This is a genomic window from Listeria cossartiae subsp. cossartiae (assembly GCF_014224155.1).
Lineage (GTDB): Bacteria > Bacillota > Bacilli > Lactobacillales > Listeriaceae > Listeria > Listeria cossartiae.
On record NZ_JAASUI010000002.1, the window covers coordinates 42486 to 59938 of the forward strand.

Sequence of the window (17453 nt, forward strand, 5' to 3'; positions counted from 1 at the left end):
CGTTTTACTTATTTAAATCCCATTGTTTTGTTGATGTTGTCTTCACTGTTTTTCAATGCTTTTTCTGGTGTTGATTGACCGTTTAATACTTTTTCAAATTCAGAGTTTGTGTAATCACTGATTTTGTTCCAATCCTTTACAACTGGAGGTAGAACCATATATTGTAAGGATTCAAATACCGCTTCTCTATTATCTGGAGGAGTTGCATCTAAATATGGTTGTAGAATTTCTTTGTTTTCTGTCGCTGGAAGTTCCCAGTTGTTATCGATTCTGATTTTAGCTGCTTCTTCGTTCGCGCTCATGAAGGAAGCGAATTTGAATGCTGCTTCTTTTTTGTCGGAGTCTTTTGAAACACCAATTCCATTTGCGAAGAAGTGGGTTGCTTTTTGTGTATTGCCTGCTTCTACTTGTACATCCCATTTAAATGGCGCAGCTTGGAACATATCGAACATCCAAATACCTGTATGGAGCATTGCGATTTGACCATTCATGAATAGATCTTCTGGTAATTGTCCAGATAGGTCAGCCGGTGAAGGCGCTACTTTGGAGTCAGTCACTTCATTTGTTAAGTGCGTTAATGCTGCTACGTTTTCAGGGCTGTTGATTGTTGTTGCCGTTAAATCTTTGTTGAAAATTGAGCCACCATTTTGTGCGGCTACTTTGTAAAATTCGTTCATTGTTACCGGTTGGGAAGTACCCCACACTTTATTTTTAGCGTCTGTTAATTTTTTCGCTGCGGCCTCTTCATCTTTCCAAGTCCAGTCAGCTGTAGGGTAGTCAACCCCTGCTTTGTCAAAAAGATCTTTATTATAAATTGTTACAACATTGGAGAAACTTTCTACCATTCCGTATTGTTTGCCATCATATTTGAAAGCATCATACGCTTGTTTATTAAGTGTCGATGGGTCAAAATCTTTGTCTTTTTCGATATAACTTGTTAAATCTGCAAGTACACCTTTTTCTGCATATTGCATGAATGTTTCGTAGTTAAGTTCAAAAGCATCAGGGGCATCTCCGCCCGCGATTTGTGTTTGTAATTTTGTGAAGTAATCATTGAATGCGATTGTTTGAACGTTTACTTTAATATCAGGATTTTGCTTTTCGAATTCTTTTACCATTTTATCAAGTGCTTTTCCATCAGCTGGGGCAGAGAATTGATAATACGTGATTTCCGTTTTATCGCTACTGCTACTACCACCGCAAGCCGAAAGACCAAATACAGACAGTACAATTACCATTAACAATAATAAACCTTTTTTCATTTGTAACGCTCCTTTTTTGTTGGTTTTTTATTCTTTCATTCCGCTCATTGCCATTCCTTGGATGAAATATTTTTGAGCAAAAAGGTACACTGCTAGAATCGGGATAACACTAATGAGTACTCCCGCCATCATCAAACCGTAATTCGTTCCATATCTACCTTGTAAAAGCGATAAACCTAGTGGTAATGTTGCCATTTCTTGTGAACTTGTCACGATTAATGGCCATAAATAACTGTTCCAAGATTGCATAAAAGTTAAAATCCCAAGTGTCGCAAAAGTAGGTTTCGCAAGCGGTAAAATAACTTTTCGGAAAATAGTGAAATGGTTTGCTCCGTCCATAAACGCAGCTTCTTCTAGTTCTTTTGGAATTCCCATAAATGCTTGGCGTAATAAGAATGTGCCGAAAACGCTGAATAGCGCGGGTACAATCAGCCCTGCATAAGAATCTAACCAGCCAAATTGTTTCATCAGGATAAATTGTGGGATCATTGTAACCTGAGCTGGCACCATCATTGTTGCCAAGTAAAGTAAAAACAATTTATCGCGACCCCAGAAAGGGATTCTTGCAAACGCATATGCCGCCATTGAACAAAACAGCATTTGACCGAGTGTCGTTACGATTGCAACAACGACTGAGTTGATTAGAAATCGGAACATTGGGAACATTTCAAATACTTGAGTGAAGTTTGCCGTTGTCGGTTCTTTAGGTATAAACTGTGGCGGCAAAACCATGTTCGCTGCGCCCGTTTTGAATGCGGTTGATAACATCCAAACAAACGGCATAATCATGATAATTCCACCCAGTGAGATAATCGTATAGGTTAAAATATTTTTAATTAGTTGCCATTTTGGTGAACCACTTTTTTCTGTTTTCATTAGTAATTGGACCACCTTTTTTGAAGTTTATTTTGAATAATTGTAATGATGAAAATAACAATAAACAATACCCAACTCATCGCGGAAGCATAGCCCATTTCGAAGTATCTAAATGCATGGTTGTAAATATTTTGGACTAAGGTCATCGTCGACCCACTTGGACCACCTTCTGTCATAATCATCACTTGGTCAAACACCTGGAATGAGTTGATAAGCGAAATTATCGTCACAAAGAATGTAGTCGGTGTAAGCAAAGGAATAGTGATGGAAAATAACTGACGAAGTTTCGATGCTCCGTCCATATTGGCAGCTTCGTAGTAGGATGGTGAAATATTTTGCAATCCACCAAGGAATAGTACCATAACGAAACCAATATCTTTCCACGCACTAGTAATAATAACTGCAATCATCGCTGTTTGTGGATCTGTTAACCAGTTCGGTCCAGCAATTCCAACTAAAGATAAGAAGTAATTGATGAGACCATATGAAGGATTGAAGAGCCATTTCCAAACGAGTGAAACTGCTACCCATGAAGTGATCACGGGTAAGAAGTACACTGCTCGGAAAAATGGTCTTAGTTTAATTTTTTGATTCAACATCAAGGCGCATGCAAGGCCAAGAATCATTACGCTTGGCAAGTAACCGATGATAAACGTGATTGTATTTCTAAATGACTTCCAAAATTCTGGGTCATTAAATAGCCTTTTGTAATTTTCAAATCCAGTAAAGTGAATCGTACTCACTAAATCCCAGTCGGTAAAACTGATACCGAGCGATCCAAGGATTGGGATTGCAATAAAAATGAGAAAACCTAGTAAATTGGGAAGCAAGAAAATGCATAGCCAAAATAGTGTTTTCTTTCTAGTCATACCAACCATGTGAAAATAACCTCCTGAAATAATTTATGTACTTTTAACGCAGTAAAGTTTGTTCTTCTTCATAGATTGGCACCTGGAATAATTGGTGAATGACTAGTAAAGCCGCACCTTGTAACCATGCAGGATCCTCTAATGATGTTGTTGTAATTTCTGTTTCGAAGCCAGCCCCTGAAAAAAAGTTTTGTGAAGCAATTTCATCAATTTTAGTTAAGAATAAATCTCTATGGTGCAAACCTTCGCCGACAATGATTACTTTTTCGGGGTTGAAGGTGTTAATGATATTTCGAATCCCGTATCCTAAATATTCGCCCATTTTATCCATAAGTTCAGTCGCCATTTCGTCTCCGGCACGCGCACTTTTTGCCACATTGTCAAAATGAAAATCATTTAAATCGGATGTGGGGTAAGCAGCTTTTATTTCTTCGCCGCGATTTCGGAAGTAAAACTCAGATGCGTACATTTCTAAGCAACCTTTTTGGCCGCAGTGGCATTTGTATCCGCCTGGTTGAATCGTTGTATGTCCAAATTCGCCGGCTCCACCTTGCGCACCGTAGTAAATTTGGCGATTAATAACAACGGATAAACCAAGACCAGCTCCAACTGAAACTGTCGCAAAATTATTGGATTGTTTTCCTTCACCTAACCAAAGTTCTGCGAGTGTGTAGCAGTTTATATTTTTATCTACATACACTGGAATATCAGGGAAATGAGCATTCAGCATTGCTTCTAAAGCAACATTTTCCCAACCTAGCATTGTAGAGCGGATAACGGTTCCTTTTTTACGATTTACTAGCCCTGAAATCGCAATTCCGACACCTAGCAAATGGTTCATATCTCTGTTTTCACACATTTTTTTCACATTTTTAGCAATTAAATCGATTGCTTCTTCCGGCTTTTTCTCGGAGGAAAATGGTATGGAAGTATTTTCAATGATTTTTGCATTTAAGTCAGTTAACGCAAAAAGAAGTTGTTCCTCTTCTACTTTGACACTAACAACAAATCCATAATCTTTATTAAATCTTACTAATTTGGCACGTCTGCCTCCAGTAGATGATGTTTCGGCCCCTTCTAAAATGATGCCTTCTTGCTGTAAATCATCTAAAATATACGTCAATGTAGACATCCCAAAATCGCATTTTTTTGCAATCTCTGTGCGTGTGATTTCTCCTTTTTCACGGATTAAATTCAGCACGGTGTAGCGGTTTATGTCTTTAATTAAGTCTTTATTCCCTTTTCTTAAGATATCCATTTTTAGGCTCCTTCACTTCTGGATGACCACTTACTTCGTTCATTGAATTAAGTAAGTATAGTTACATTATATTGTAATCGTTTGCAATATGCAATCTTTTTTTTGAAAGTTTTTTCGTCTGTAAAAAAAGGAGCCCTAACTCCACTGAATTAGGACTCGTTTTTATTATTTAACTTTCGCACCATTCGGAAGTGCGCTGCTTGCTTCAATAACGCTTAATTTGCCATCTTTTTCTCCAGAGAGAATCATGCCTTCGCTCATTAACCCGCGAAGTTTCACAGGTTTCAAGTTGGAAACGACGATAACTTTTTTGCCGATCAGGTCTTCTGGTTGGTAGAATTCTGCAATGCCTGAAAGTACTTGGCGCAGTTTCCCTTCACCTAAGTCTAGTTGGAAACAAAGAAGTTTATCTGCTTTTTTCACTTTATCTACTTGTTTTACTTCCGCCACACGAAGATCGATTTTGTCGAAATCTTCAATGCCAATTTGCGGAGTTTCAAGCGCTTCGACTTCTGCCACTTCTTCAGCAGGAGCTGGCGCAGAGCCTTTCATTTCGTCTTGAATATAAGTAACTTCGACTTCTGCATCAAGTCTCGGGAAAATTGGCGTACCTTTTTTCACGACAGTTGTGCCTGCCGGAATTTCGCCGTAACCGTAAATGCTATCCCATTTCTTCAAGTTTTCTTCTTGTAAGCCTAGTTGTAGGAAGATTTCGCCTGGCGTTCTTGTTAGGAATGGTTGCAGTAGGACCGCGATAATGCGTAACGTTTCTGCTAAATGCGTCATTACACTTGCTAGTTCGGCGCGTTTATCTTCCTCTTTAGCGAGTGCCCATGGAGCCGTTTCATCGATATATTTATTTGTGCGCGAAACGAGTGACCAAAGTTGATTTAGCGCTACAGAAAATTGCATGTGATCCATACTGCTCTCGTATTCTTTCACAACATTGTTTTTGAAATCGACTAATGTTTGGTCAAATTCGGTAACATTGCCTTGATAAGCTGGAATTTCACCATCGAAGTATTTGTTAATCATTGCTACTGTACGATTAAGCAAGTTTCCTAAGTCATTAGCAAGGTCATAGTTCACACGGTCAACAAAGTCTTCCGGCGTAAACAAACCGTCTGAGCCAAATGGAACTTCGCGTAGTAAATAATAACGAAGCGCATCCAAGCCGTAACGATCAATCAGCATATAAGGGTCGACAACATTCCCTTTAGATTTCGACATTTTACCATCTTTCATTAAAATCCAACCATGGCCGAATACCATTTTTGGAAGTGGTAAGTCTAGTGCCATCAACATAATTGGCCAATAAATTGTGTGGAAACGAACGATTTCTTTCCCAACAATTTGTACATCAGCAGGCCAGTATTTTTGGAATTTCGTGTCATTGTCCGTATTATATCCAAGCGCAGTAATATAGTTAGAAAGCGCATCAATCCATACATAAACAACATGTCTTGGATTGCCAGGAACTTTAATACCCCAATCAAAAGTCGTTCTTGATACGGCTAAATCTTCCAAACCAGGTTTGATGAAATTATTAATCATTTCATTTTTTCTGGACTCAGGCAGGATAAATTCTGGATGGGAATTATAATATTCTACTAAACGGTCCGCGTATTTGCTCATACGGAAAAAGTAGGATTCTTCTTTAACAAGTTCGACTTCATTGCCACTTGGAGCTTTTCCGCCGATTACTTTGCCACTTTCGTCTTTATATACTTCTTCTAACTGTGTTTCTGTAAAGTATTCTTCATCAGAAACAGAGTACCAACCTTCGTATTCACCTAAGTAAATGTCGCCTTGCTCTAAAAGTTGTTCAAAGATTTTTTCAACCGATGTTTTATGACGGTCTTGTGTTGTACGAATAAAATCTGTATTAGAAATTTCTAGTTTTTTCCAAAGTTCTTGGAAACCTTCTGCGATTTCATCTACGTATTCTTGTTCAGAAATTCCGCGTTCCTTCGCTTTTGCTTGGATTTTTTGACCGTGTTCATCTGTTCCAGTTAAGTAAAACACATCATATCCTTTTAAGCGTTTATAACGAGCCATCGCGTCCCCCGCAACAGTCGTATAAGCATGTCCGATATGCGCTTTTCCGCTTGGATAATAGATTGGTGTTGTAATATAAAACGTATTTTTCTCTTCAGGCAACACAATTCCCTCCTTAAAAATAAAACAATTAGTATCATTATATCATTTTTCGCGCTAAACGAAATAATTAATTAAGCGCCTTTTGCAACGCCGATTAAAATCCCGCCGAGAACGACTAAAACTACGCCCACAATAACATAAAGCATTTCTTTTTGTGTCTTCTTTTCTTTTAAAAGTACGATGCCGCCGATTGTCGAAATAACAACCCCTAATTGCGAAAGCGAAAAGCCGGTCGCGACGCCAACAAGCTGATTAGCGTGAACCATCGCAACGTTCCCCGCCGCCCAAATCATTCCCGGTATAATGAGTAGCAATGTGCGTTTATTGAAACGTTTTTCCACGCCACCACTATGCGTCATAATTAGCGCGCTTAAAACCATCCCAACCGCTTGAGGCAAAATCGCATTAATCCCGTCAATTTTAAATCCTTGAATGAGAACGACCAAACCTACGTAACCTAAAGACGAAATAACTAATGTAATCAAGCCTTGTTTCAGTGCATTAGTGCCATCTTCTTCTTTTTCAGCATACGATGTTAGGAAAATCCCGCCAACAATTAACGCAAGAGCAATAAATCCAAGAATAATCCGAAGCGTCGTATCCCACTCATGAAATAAAATAACCCCACAAAGCGTCGTTCCAACTAATTGCATCCCGGTCGAAATCGGCATCGCTTTTGAAACCCCGATGATTTTAAAAGCACGTAGTTGAAACATCTGCCCGACACTCCATAAACAACCTGTAATGAAACTAATGCTCACAGTTTTCAGCGTATAAACTGGATCAGTAAAGAAGAAAACGATTACCGCAAAAGTGAGTGCCCCTAGTGTCATCCCCATTGTTTGTTGCCTTGTTGAACCGCCAAATTTTGTAATAATTAGCGGAACTGTTCCCCAAAGTAATGCAGGAATCAGCGCAATCATAATGTTCAAATCGTTTTCCTCCTTGTTTATCCTTTAATTTAGTTTTCAATTACTTCATTATAGCGGAAATAGCAGGAAGATGGTAGGGGGTATCAGCGTGAAAAGTACTTATATTGCGCTAATCGTAAAAACATTTCTACTAAAGCGCCTTTTTATGATTCTCAATAGCCATATTTTCGACAAAACATCCCGAATTAAGATACTAACATTAAACTAACGCCCAAAATTAAAGTGCTACACTTAAATTGTAGTAAATTTCAATTGAAGGAAAGAGGTAATTAAAAAATGTTTACCAAGAAAAAAACCATTGCCAGCCTAATTATTTTAAGCTCTCTCGCTGGTCAAATAGCACTTACACCTATTTCTGCGCTTGCCGATACCCAAGATACTCCACTCGTACAAAGCATAAGTGAGAACGTAAACACTCCCTATAAATACACATCCACGCTTACATTCCCAGTTTTAACAAACCAAACCCAAGAAGATTACAAACTAGAAATAAAATTAGCACTACCAACTGGCATGAATTATACAGATTTACAAGTTTCCGTAGGCGGTGAAGATATTACCAATCAGGTCGGCACAACTAGTTTTGACAGCTCCACTAATACTGTTACTTTTAAATTCGATAAAGTTACTAGTTGGGACAATTTATCCAAAGCAAAAGTGAAGTTCGATTGGAAAACGACTTATTCAGGTGAAGGCGGTGAAGCAAATATCGATTCCTTGCTCGCGACCGCAACTGCTACAAGCGAAGACAAAGCCGGGAATAAATCAACCTCGAACGGCACTTTAAAACCAAAAGATATCAATGCACCTGTTGTCAAAACTGATAAAACAGATATCACTTACAACCCCGGAAGCAGCGTTACTGAAGAACAATTTTTAACGGATATTAATGCTAGCGTTACTGATAATTACGACTCCACTGTTAGTCTTACAAGCAATTTTACTTCCTCTGTTAATTTAGCAGTCAGTGGGGATTACTCCGTCGATGTGCAAGCAACTGATAAGGCTGGCAATATCTCCAATACAGTAAATGTGACGGTTCACATCGCTAATCCCGCACCTGTAGCCGGGGCCAATGTAACCGTGAATTATCTTGATAGCGCTGGGAACAAAATCGCAGCATCGGACACATTAACCGGAACTATTAATAGTAATTACCAATCAACGAGCAAAAAGATCACCGGTTATACGCTAGAAACTACACCCGAAAACGCAACAGGTACTTTCACTGATACAGCCCAAACAGTTGATTATATTTACAAAAAAGATGCCGTTACCCCAACACCTATCACTGTTAATCCAGTGGTGAATAAACCAGTCATCATAAAACCAGCTACTAATAAAGTTACTACTAGCCCTTCCACCGAAAAAACAACTTATAGCGCTTTACCAAAAACTGGCGATGCTGACCAAAACACAAACTCTACTATTTTCGGCGCACTGCTCGTTTTAATCAGCGCCCCATTACTCCTATTTAAAAAGAAATAAAAAAAATCACCCCGTAATACTTTTACGGGGTGATTTTTTTGGTTAATTTTTTCTTCTAACTTTAGAGGCGGTTAATCCAGCTATCAATAGGACTCCCATGAAAACAAAGATTAAACTTGCGCTATCCCCAGTTTTTGGAAGGTTGATTGGCATTTGGTTCGCCACTACTTTGCTCGGTGCTTTTTCAGATGGAGCAACGGAATTATTTTCGATTTTTGGCGTCACTGGTGCAACACTGTTTTCTACTTGCACTGGGTCAGTTGAGCTAATACTAACTGCCATATACACATATTGAACCGTTTGCCCAGTTTCTTCAAAAATCCCACTCGCATTGGTCGGACTTTCTGCCAGCGTGTATCCCGGAATTTCTTTAGCAATGGTTTCATAAGCCACGCCTAATTCACCAGTAAGCGTATTACTTTCGGCGATTTCATTGTTCTCACTATCGACATATTTGACGGTTACTTCTCCTTTTTGAGGTTCGGGAATTTTCACAGTAATTGTCACTGTTTCCGAACGATTGCCAGAAGCGTCTTCCGTATAAATAGTTACTTTGTAGCTACCCGGTTTGGACGTTTTTACAGCGGAAAAATCTAACTGTAAACTCACGTCTTCATCGTAGTTATCTGTTGCGGTTATCCCAGCTTGTTCAATGATTTGCTCAGCTGTTAGTTCGCTATCTTTTTCTACGGTTATTTCTGGATTAACGACATGAATAACTGGTTTTTCTGTATCGACAATTTTGACAGTGACTTTCACAGGGTCTGCTGATTTGCCGCTCTTGCTTTTCGCAGTTATTGTTGCTTCGTAAGTTCCAAGTTTCGTTGTGTCGACCTCGGTTAAGTCAACTTCCATCTTGATTGCTTCGTCGTATGGATCTGTAACGACCGCACCCGATTTAGCAAGAAGCGCCGCACTTGTTAATTCCGTTCCTACTTCAAAGTTAACCTCATTAGAAGCAACTGTTACTTGTGGTTTTTGGATGTCGCTAATATGCACAACGACTGTCACAGGAATTGCTTTTATATTAAAGTCGTTTTTTGCTTGGAGCGTCACTGTGTAGTTGCCTGGTGTGTTAAAGTCGACTACTTCACTATAATCACTAGTAATTTGACCGTTTTCGGAAGCAGATGCATGAATATCTCGTAAAAAGGTTGCTTCGTCTTTTGGATTGATTGGTTCATATGAAATACTTTTATCAGCAGTAATGACCGGTAAAGCTTTCACTTCAATCGGTTGCGTCACGGTTCCTGTAAATTTTCCAACAACAGTCGGACTATTGATATCTTCATCAAATGTATAGGAAACCTTCGATAAACCTGTCAAATTTTCGCTTGTCCATGTGATGTTTGGATTTACGTAAGTTCCGTTATTCGAAATTGTTTTTAGCGATGTAATTTGCCCCGCTAAATTTTCAACAGGATTTTGGATGGTGAAATCCCCTGCTGCAATTGTTTTTGGCAGAACCAACGTTTGTTTATCCGCATATAGTTTGGCAAGATTTGGTACGTTAACGAGTTTGTTCGAATCTAGCTTACCAATATTATTACTTCTCACATTAATAGAAGTCAGTTTTGTAAAATCGGTCAGTTGTGGCAGCTCAGTAAGTTCATTACTACTAAGATCCATACCCGTAACTCCCGGCAAATTTTCTAAATGCACATCATCACTCGTTAAATAGTTCCCGCTAATATCTACTCGTTGGATTTTCGGCAAATTAACTAAGTTTACGCTTTCTAATTCGCCCCAGTCAATACTAATGCTGCCGATATTTCTGCCAATAGCATTTAATTGCGGCAGATTTTTTAGCGATAACTTTTTGAGCTCCAACTCATCCGCTGAAAGGGTCACTAGTTTGGGCTGGTTTTCGACGTCTAAATCTTTGATAGAATTATAGAATAAATCTAACGTTTCCAATTCTGGCATCGTTTTGACTAAACTAAATGTGCCTGAAAGCTTATTATTGTTTGCGCTAATAGATTTTAGCGTTGGTATGTCAAACAGCGGATCCAGGCTTGTCAACTCATTATAATTCACGCTAATAGTTTCAAGCGCCGTTAAGCGTTCTATTCCGACCAAACTTGTGATACTTTGGTTGTTTGCTACTAAATTAGTTACACTTTGCAATTCAGCGTCTGTTACTTCCGCATTAGTATCTTCGTTTCCGTTGATAGTTTTGGCGATTACTTTGGCTAGATTAGCATCTGGGAATAAGTCTGCATACGTATTTCCATTTTCAGAAGTTGATTTCAAATTGTTTTTTAGTATATTTTTCTTGGCAGTTGGATTGGGTGATGGAGTTGAGGTATCTTCACTAGCTGATTGTGTGTTTGTGTCAGTAGTTGTCTGTGGATTGGTTGCGTCTTTTGTTGGTTGGTTATTTGTAAATTCTTTATCGTCATTTACTGCTTCCTTAGTGATGAGGTCCGCAGTTGTTGTATCTGCATAAGCATACAAACTTGGACTAACTAGGCTAAAACACAAAGCAAGAGAAACAACAACAGGTAGTTTTCTCATTTTTTGCTTCCTCCAGGTTGTCATTAATATTATCTAATAGTATCTATCATAACAGATATATTAAATCGCGAGGTCTGTTATTAGTATTCGATTTTCTTTAAAAACGCTTTATTTATGTCTTTTCAGTGAACAAACGAGATATTTTCAATCAAAACCGCTAAAAAGAGTCTCCATTCGGTACAAAAAGCTAGTTTTTTCTAGCATTCACATAAAAAAGCTAAGTATGTCACTCCTCAAAATTGGAGTTTCATACTTAGCTTATTGTAATAATTAAAGTACTTCAAGCGGTGGTAAGAATACTTTTCCTTCTTGTACTTCTTTTTTCGGAACGTATAATCGGAAGTTTAAGGAGAATTCTTTTCCAGCCTTACTTGGCAACCAGTTTCCTGGATCTACATCAGCAGGTTTTTCGGCCGCAATATAAAGTGTTAAGCTACCGTCTTCGCTTTGTTTTGGTCCTGTGTAGCCATTGATGCAGAATTTATTTAATTTGTTTGGAATAACGTGATAATCTGGAACGCTGTATAGTGTCACAGACCAAAATGCATCCGCAAGTTCTGATGGAAGTTGATCAGCTGGGAAATGAATTTTGTATACTTTATCCCCTGTTAATTGACCACCGTCAGTTCCTTTTTGACCGATAAAATATAATGATTCTTGGATTGAGTTCGCCCAAATACCACCATAGTTAATGATACCGCGTGATAGAATATCATTTTCGAATGCGCCAGCTACATAAGTAATCGACCAGCCACCCTTTTGCGTACCAAATCCTTTTGCACCATTGGTAAAATATGGAATGGCTTCTTTCTTAATTAACTCTCTTACTTCATTTTTTTGCTCATCGCCAAGCTCTATATAGGCTGCAACTTTTCTTGCTTTATCTTGGAATTCTGCTGCTTTTGGCATTTTATCCGGATAAGTTGCTAATAATGCTTCTAAATTGGAATAAATTTCTTCTAATAAGAAAGCTGCGTTAGTAAAGTGTGGAATTTCAAGTGGTTCTTTAATTTTTATATTGTCTGGAGCATCAAATTTGAATGCTTTTTGAAGTTTTACTGCGCCTTCTGGATCATCTTTTTGTTCTACGCGAAGGAGTAATTTTACTTTTTCTGATGGTAATTCGACTTTTACAGCATCGCTTGGCACGGAAGGATTGGTTCCTTTTTTCACGAAAGCAAATTTTCCATGTGGATGATCTGGGAAATTGCGGTCGTTGATATTAGTCACCACTTCACCCCAACCATCTAAAAGCTGAACTGTGTAATACCGATTTTTTATTTCCGGTACTTCTAAAATAACTGCATTATCGTCATCTACAGCAATCCAGGCTTCTGAATACACTACATCAAAGTTTGGATTTACAAAATTGGCATCTGCTGGTGAGACCGAGTTATGCTTCAGTGTGTTATAAGGAATTTTATCTTCTTTTGTATCAAAATTTTCTTGACGTAAAACGAGATATCGCGACAATAAATAGACATAGGATTCTTTGACCAACTCAGCATTTACTTCTAATTTCGCATTCATTCTTAACATAACCACCTTTAATTTAGATTAATTTGAGTATAACATAGAGGATATATCAAATCGAAAGTTCCGTTTTAGCTTTTGGCTATTCCAATCATCGTTCCACCGACAATTACTAAAACTACTCCGATAATGACCAGAACTAATTCTTTCTTCGTTTTCTTCTCTCCAAGGAACAGAATTCCACCAATTGTCGAAATGACAACACCCATTTGCGAGAGTGAAAAACCGGTAGCAATTCCTACTAATTTGTTGGAGAATAACAAGGCCAAGTTCCCTGTTGCCCACATAACACCAGGAATCATATTCAACCATGTTTGCTTCGTAAAACGCTTCTCTTCGGATTTAATTGAGAATAGTAATCCTGCGACAACCATCCCAATCGCTTGTGGCAAAATCGCGTCCCATCCACTAATATCAAACCAACGAGTAATGACGACATAACCTACGTATCCCACAGATGAAATAAGTAAAGTAACAATTCCTTTTTTCATATTTTGACCGGAATTTTCGTCCTTGTGTTGTTGATAACTTGTTAAAAATATCCCGACAATGATAAGTGCTAATGCGGAAAATCCTAGTACTAGTTTGGATGTTGTACCCCATTCGTGAAAGGCGAATACACCAAAAAGTGATGTACCAACTAACTGCATCCCGGTCGAAAGTGGCATTGTTTTCGAAACTCCCACTTGCGTAAAGGCACGGAACTGGTTCATTTGCCCTAAGCTCCAAAATGCCCCTGAGACAAAACTAGCAATAATTATCGTTGCGGTATATTCTGGATTCGTAAAAATAAAAACACCAATTGCAAAAGCTAGTGCTCCGAATGTCGTACCAATGATTTGCTGCCTCGGCTTACCACCGATTTTCGAAACAACTAACGGCATAATCCCCCACATCACTGCAGGAATTAATGCTATAACTATATTCATTTCTTATCCCCCTAATTCGTCTACTTATGCTCTATACCCTTTTCACTATGAAATCATTCCTATTCCTTTAATTTTCTGTTAAAATAAATAAAAATTATCAAGAAGGTGAGAAAATGAAATCGACTGGAATGGTAAGAAAAATCGACGAACTTGGTCGCGTGGTTATCCCAATTGAAATTAGACGGACTATGAATTTAAATGTCAAAGATCCGTTAGAAATTTTTACAGATGAAGATGCGATTGTGTTGAAAAAATATTCTGCTGGTTTAGTTTGTGATGTCACTGGAGAATTTTCTGTTGATAATAAAAAATTCGTGGATGGCAAATTGACGCTCAGTAAAGAAGGCGCCGCGGAATTAATGGAAGAAATCAAACGCCGATTTGGTGATACATTATAAAAAAATCATGCGCGAAGTCCAGATTTTAAGGCTTCGCGCATGATTTTATTTTATTTCATGATAAGCGGAATACACTTCTCGTTTTGGTAAATTTCGCGCTTTCATCACTGTTTTAATCGCTTCTTTGGAACTGATATTTTCTTGTTCCATAATGGTACTCACGTGCGTTTTAATATCAAGCTCTTGCCACCACAATTGCTCTTCCGCAAGAGGTGGATTGGCGTTTCCTTCGATAATCAAGCAAAATTCCCCGCGCACTTCTTCATCGGTCGCCCAGTTCAGTGCCTCTTCTACCGTTCCTCGCAAAAATTCTTCAAATCGTTTTGTAAGTTCGCGGCACAGGACAATTTTTCGGTCATTTCCGGTGATTTTGATGATTGCTTTCAGCGTTTCTTTCAAACGATGTGGCGATTCATACAAAATCCACGTTTCTTCACGGGCTGCTAATTTTTCAACCGCTTGGCTACGCTCTTTATTTTGACGTGGCAGGAAACCGTAAAAGTAAAACGGCTGTGGCGCGAGGCCTGACGCAATCAATGCGGTTAACGCGGCATTCGCTCCTGGTAGTGGAATGACTGGAATATCGGCGTTTAGCGCATTTTGGACAAGTTCGTAACCCGGATCAGAAATAGAAGGCATTCCGGCGTCACTAACAAGCGCAACCACTTCCCCGTCCAGCATTCGCTGAATAATATTATCTTCTTTATTTTCCTTCGTAAACTGATGGTAACTAGTCATTCGGGTCGTAATTTCAAAATGATTTAAAAGTTTCACGGTGTTTCGCGTATCTTCCGCTGCAATAATATCTGCTTCTTTCAGCATCCGAATTGCCCGAAAAGTCATATCTTCTAAATTACCAATTGGCGTCGGTACTAAATACAATGCTCCTTGGCTTGCCCCACTGAAACTTTTTTGACTTTTTATCATTCCGATTCCTCCTCCCGTTGTTCGATCAAATAGGCATCTTTATTTTTACGTGATAATTTTTTGAATGCTGCTTCTGCTTTTGTGGCTTCACTTCTTGTCTCAAATTTTTCAAAATGAATGACTTTTACCGGGCGGCGAGTTTTTGTATATTTGCACCTAATTCCCGCATTGTGCTCTGCTTCCCGGCGTACTACATCGGTCGTATAACCGCCATAATATGAATTATCATTACATTTTAGCACATAAAAGAAATGCTCACTCGCTTTCGCCATATAAAATCTCCTTAATCACTGGTGTATACTCGCCCAGCTCATCATATACGATAACAGGCGGAACATATTTCACACCAGGTTTTCCGTCTTTAATTCCTTCGACAAGTACCGTGTTTGCTTCCCGATCTAGTCGCGGATGGACAAATTGAATGCGTTTTGGCTCTAGGCGATATTTTCGCATTAAATCAATGATATCTAACAATCGTTCCGGCCGATGCACAAAATTGGCTTTTCCGCCTTGTTTTAAAAGGCTAGCCGCCACACGAATGGTATCTTCTAACGTGCACATCACTTCATGACGAGCAATCCGAAAATGTTCATTGGTATTTTTCAAACTTGTGTCGGGCGTTGCAAAATAAGGTGGATTGCAAGTGACGATGTCTGCGCGCTCTTTTGGAATAAGGTCTGTAATATTTTTCAAATCATATTCGATTATTTCAATTTGCTCTTCCAACTGATTATACGCGATACTTCTTTTCGCCATATCTGCCAGGCGCTCCTGAATTTCAACGCCAACGATTTGCGCTTCGGTTCGCGTGCTAAGTAATAAAGGAATAATCCCATTCCCGCTGCATAAATCAATTATTTTCCCTTTCCGAATGGGCAAATAACTGAATTTCGCAAGGAGAACCGCATCTATCGAAAATGAAAATACGGACGGGCTTTGAATAATCCGCAAATTTTCCGCTAGTAAGTAATCTAGTCGTTCATCGCCTATTAATTCGAGTTTTTCCAAATGATTCACCTTTTCTAGCAAAAAGCCCTTCTCTTGAGTCGAGAAAGGCCCGTCATGTTATTTTTTATTGAGCAAGGATAAGCAAAATAAACAATCTTCATCATTGCCACGCGGGCTGCCGAAATGTACATTGCAAACATGAAACCCTTCCTTGTAAAGTTGGACAAGATTGTCATAACCTTCCCCTAGTTCAATCATTTGCTGCATTGCTTCTTTGCGGTTGGGCGCCATCACACCATGCTCGGCCTCTGTTTCGGCTTTAGGTTCTGGTGTCGCTTCATCCGTCAAGGAAAGTCTGCGTCGCAAATGTTCGTTTTCAAGGTTTAATCGGTTATTTTCTTCCAACATTTCGCCTAAGTTTGTCTTTAGATCTCCAAGTTGCTGATACAATTCGCCAATTTGCTCCTCCATATTACTGACTGAGTCAAAAATAGCTTTTTTATCCAATTTTTTCACCTCAAGACTTTGCCGGTTGTTTTAGAAATTCGTTGTATGGGCGTAATTCGTCCAATTCGTATTCTATAACCGTCTCTTCTTCGGGCAAACTCACTTGTAAGATTCTTGAAAGCAAGTTGATTCCCGAAACACGTGCTTCTGTGCCTTCTGGAGTTTTTACTTTTACACCAACGTCAGGCATTTCACGTTTTGCTTGCTCATATTCATCGTTCTCATATTTCAAACAGCACATTAAACGTCCACATAAACCAGAAATTTTCGTTGGGTTAAGGGATAGGTTTTGGTCTTTCGCCATTTTGATGGAAACAGGCTCGAAATCGCCTAGGAACGTGGAACAGCAGAGCATACGACCACATGGGCCAATCCCGCCAAGCAATTTCGCTTCATCACGAACACCAATTTGGCGAAGTTCGATGCGAGTCCGGAAAACAGATGCTAAATCTTTCACGAGCTCCCGGAAATCGACGCGACCTTCCGCAGTAAAGTAAAAAATAATTTTATTACGGTCAAATGTGTAATCGACATCCACCAAACTCATTTCAAGTTCGCGCTCACGGATTTTTTCATCACATAATAAAAAGGCTTTTTGACAAGAATCGCCATTTTCAGCAACACACTTGTAGTCCGCTTCTGTGGCAACACGGAGTACTTTTTTCAGTGGCAACACAACGTCTTCTTCGTCCACATAGCGCGGTTCGATTACCGCTTTACCAAATTCAATTCCTTGTGCATTTTCAACAATAACACCTTGGTTTTCTGTGATTTCCAGTTCGCCAGGTGAGAAATAATATATTTTACCAACGTCTTTAAAACGGACGCCTACAATTTTAAGCATAGCGA

General features: G+C 39.0%; 16 protein-coding genes. 2 read left to right on the forward strand and 14 right to left on the reverse strand.

The window, feature by feature from the left end; translation table 11 throughout:
- Positions 1-8: 8 nt before the first annotated feature.
- From HCJ30_RS07340 to HCJ30_RS07365, 6 genes are all read right to left on the reverse strand, one after another.
- Positions 9-1262 (reverse strand): ABC transporter substrate-binding protein, encoded by a 1254-nt coding sequence (locus tag HCJ30_RS07340; protein WP_185391634.1) that lies wholly within the window; start codon positions 1260-1262, stop codon positions 9-11.
- A gap of 27 nt (positions 1263-1289) precedes the next feature.
- Positions 1290-2138, reverse strand: a complete 849-nt coding sequence (locus HCJ30_RS07345) for a carbohydrate ABC transporter permease (RefSeq protein ID WP_185391635.1) — start codon at positions 2136-2138, stop codon at positions 1290-1292.
- Positions 2138-3016 carry a carbohydrate ABC transporter permease gene (locus HCJ30_RS07350; RefSeq protein ID WP_185391636.1) on the reverse strand — a complete coding sequence of 293 codons (879 nt, stop codon included), beginning with the start codon at positions 3014-3016 and terminating at the stop codon, positions 2138-2140. Before HCJ30_RS07350 ends, HCJ30_RS07345 begins: the two co-directional genes overlap by 1 nt.
- A 34-nt stretch (positions 3017-3050) precedes the next feature.
- Positions 3051-4265 (reverse strand): ROK family transcriptional regulator, encoded by a 1215-nt coding sequence (locus tag HCJ30_RS07355; protein WP_185391637.1) that lies wholly within the window; start codon positions 4263-4265, stop codon positions 3051-3053.
- Positions 4266-4430: 165 nt separating this feature from the next.
- Positions 4431-6431, reverse strand: coding sequence for a methionine--tRNA ligase (gene metG, locus HCJ30_RS07360; RefSeq protein WP_311769838.1), 2001 nt, complete (start codon positions 6429-6431; stop codon positions 4431-4433).
- Between the two features lie 65 nt (positions 6432-6496).
- Positions 6497-7357, reverse strand: coding sequence for a GRP family sugar transporter (locus HCJ30_RS07365; RefSeq protein WP_185391639.1), 861 nt, complete (start codon positions 7355-7357; stop codon positions 6497-6499).
- A 276-nt stretch (positions 7358-7633) separates the two neighbouring features.
- On the opposite strand from HCJ30_RS07365, the gene HCJ30_RS07370 reads away from it, so the two are divergent.
- Complete coding sequence (locus tag HCJ30_RS07370) at positions 7634-8845, forward strand: MucBP domain-containing protein (RefSeq protein WP_185391640.1); 1212 nt, start codon at positions 7634-7636, stop codon at positions 8843-8845.
- A gap of 42 nt (positions 8846-8887) precedes the next feature.
- Here HCJ30_RS07370 and HCJ30_RS07375 read toward each other — a convergent pair whose 3' ends face one another.
- The 3 genes from HCJ30_RS07375 to HCJ30_RS07385 all read right to left on the reverse strand — a co-directional run bounded on the left by HCJ30_RS07375 (position 8888) and on the right by HCJ30_RS07385 (position 13824).
- Entirely contained in the window at positions 8888-11362 is a 2475-nt protein-coding gene (locus tag HCJ30_RS07375) for a LapB repeat-containing protein (RefSeq protein ID WP_185391641.1), read from the reverse strand.
- Positions 11363-11632: 270 nt separating this feature from the next.
- On the reverse strand, positions 11633-12892 hold the full coding sequence (locus HCJ30_RS07380; RefSeq protein WP_376698742.1) for a DUF1214 domain-containing protein: 1260 nt from the start codon (positions 12890-12892) through the stop codon (positions 11633-11635).
- A gap of 74 nt (positions 12893-12966) precedes the next feature.
- Positions 12967-13824: a GRP family sugar transporter gene (locus HCJ30_RS07385; RefSeq protein WP_185391643.1), complete on the reverse strand. Its 858-nt coding sequence runs from the start codon at positions 13822-13824 to the stop codon at positions 12967-12969.
- Between the two features lie 113 nt (positions 13825-13937).
- Here HCJ30_RS07385 and HCJ30_RS07390 point away from each other — a divergent pair, with 113 nt between their 5' ends.
- Positions 13938-14222: an AbrB/MazE/SpoVT family DNA-binding domain-containing protein gene (locus HCJ30_RS07390; protein WP_003725491.1), complete on the forward strand. Its 285-nt coding sequence runs from the start codon at positions 13938-13940 to the stop codon at positions 14220-14222.
- Positions 14223-14267: 45 nt separating this feature from the next.
- Here the strand turns inward: HCJ30_RS07390 and rsmI are convergent, their stop codons facing one another.
- From rsmI to HCJ30_RS07415, 5 genes are read right to left on the reverse strand one after another with little or no spacing between them, the layout of a single operon-like run.
- On the reverse strand, positions 14268-15149 hold the full coding sequence (gene rsmI / locus HCJ30_RS07395; RefSeq protein WP_185391644.1) for a 16S rRNA (cytidine(1402)-2'-O)-methyltransferase: 882 nt from the start codon (positions 15147-15149) through the stop codon (positions 14268-14270).
- On the reverse strand, positions 15146-15421 hold the full coding sequence (locus tag HCJ30_RS07400) for a GIY-YIG nuclease family protein (RefSeq protein ID WP_070294334.1): 276 nt from the start codon (positions 15419-15421) through the stop codon (positions 15146-15148). The genes rsmI and HCJ30_RS07400 overlap by 4 nt, the downstream gene beginning before the upstream one ends.
- On the reverse strand, positions 15405-16157 hold the full coding sequence (locus HCJ30_RS07405; protein WP_185391953.1) for a tRNA1(Val) (adenine(37)-N6)-methyltransferase: 753 nt from the start codon (positions 16155-16157) through the stop codon (positions 15405-15407). Before HCJ30_RS07405 ends, HCJ30_RS07400 begins: the two co-directional genes overlap by 17 nt.
- Positions 16158-16214: 57 nt before the next feature.
- Positions 16215-16604 carry a DNA replication initiation control protein YabA gene (yabA, locus tag HCJ30_RS07410; protein WP_003723491.1) on the reverse strand — a complete coding sequence of 130 codons (390 nt, stop codon included), beginning with the start codon at positions 16602-16604 and terminating at the stop codon, positions 16215-16217.
- Positions 16605-16614: 10 nt separating this feature from the next.
- Positions 16615-17448, reverse strand: a complete 834-nt coding sequence (locus HCJ30_RS07415) for a PSP1 domain-containing protein (protein WP_185391645.1) — start codon at positions 17446-17448, stop codon at positions 16615-16617.
- Positions 17449-17453: the final 5 nt, after the last annotated feature.

Bases quoted from the DNA above. Each gene is read 5' to 3' on its own strand.
- HCJ30_RS07400 (WP_070294334.1), bottom strand. From the start codon at position 15,421: ATGGCGAAAGCGAGTGAGCATTTCTTTTATGTGCTAAAATGTAATGAT.
- rsmI (WP_185391644.1), bottom strand. From the start codon at position 15,149: ATGATAAAAAGTCAAAAAAGTTTCAGTGGGGCAAGCCAAGGAGCATTG.
- HCJ30_RS07375 (WP_185391641.1), bottom strand. From the start codon at position 11,362: ATGAGAAAACTACCTGTTGTTGTTTCTCTTGCTTTGTGTTTTAGCCTA.
- HCJ30_RS07355 (WP_185391637.1), bottom strand. From the start codon at position 4,265: ATGGATATCTTAAGAAAAGGGAATAAAGACTTAATTAAAGACATAAAC.
- HCJ30_RS07385 (WP_185391643.1), bottom strand. From the start codon at position 13,824: ATGAATATAGTTATAGCATTAATTCCTGCAGTGATGTGGGGGATTATG.
- HCJ30_RS07390 (WP_003725491.1), top strand. From the start codon at position 13,938: ATGAAATCGACTGGAATGGTAAGAAAAATCGACGAACTTGGTCGCGTG.
- HCJ30_RS07350 (WP_185391636.1), bottom strand. From the start codon at position 3,016: ATGGTTGGTATGACTAGAAAGAAAACACTATTTTGGCTATGCATTTTC.
- HCJ30_RS07340 (WP_185391634.1), bottom strand. From the start codon at position 1,262: ATGAAAAAAGGTTTATTATTGTTAATGGTAATTGTACTGTCTGTATTT.
- HCJ30_RS07345 (WP_185391635.1), bottom strand. From the start codon at position 2,138: ATGAAAACAGAAAAAAGTGGTTCACCAAAATGGCAACTAATTAAAAAT.
- HCJ30_RS07415 (WP_185391645.1), bottom strand. From the start codon at position 17,448: ATGCTTAAAATTGTAGGCGTCCGTTTTAAAGACGTTGGTAAAATATAT.
- HCJ30_RS07370 (WP_185391640.1), top strand. From the start codon at position 7,634: ATGTTTACCAAGAAAAAAACCATTGCCAGCCTAATTATTTTAAGCTCT.
- HCJ30_RS07380 (WP_376698742.1), bottom strand. From the start codon at position 12,892: ATGAATGCGAAATTAGAAGTAAATGCTGAGTTGGTCAAAGAATCCTAT.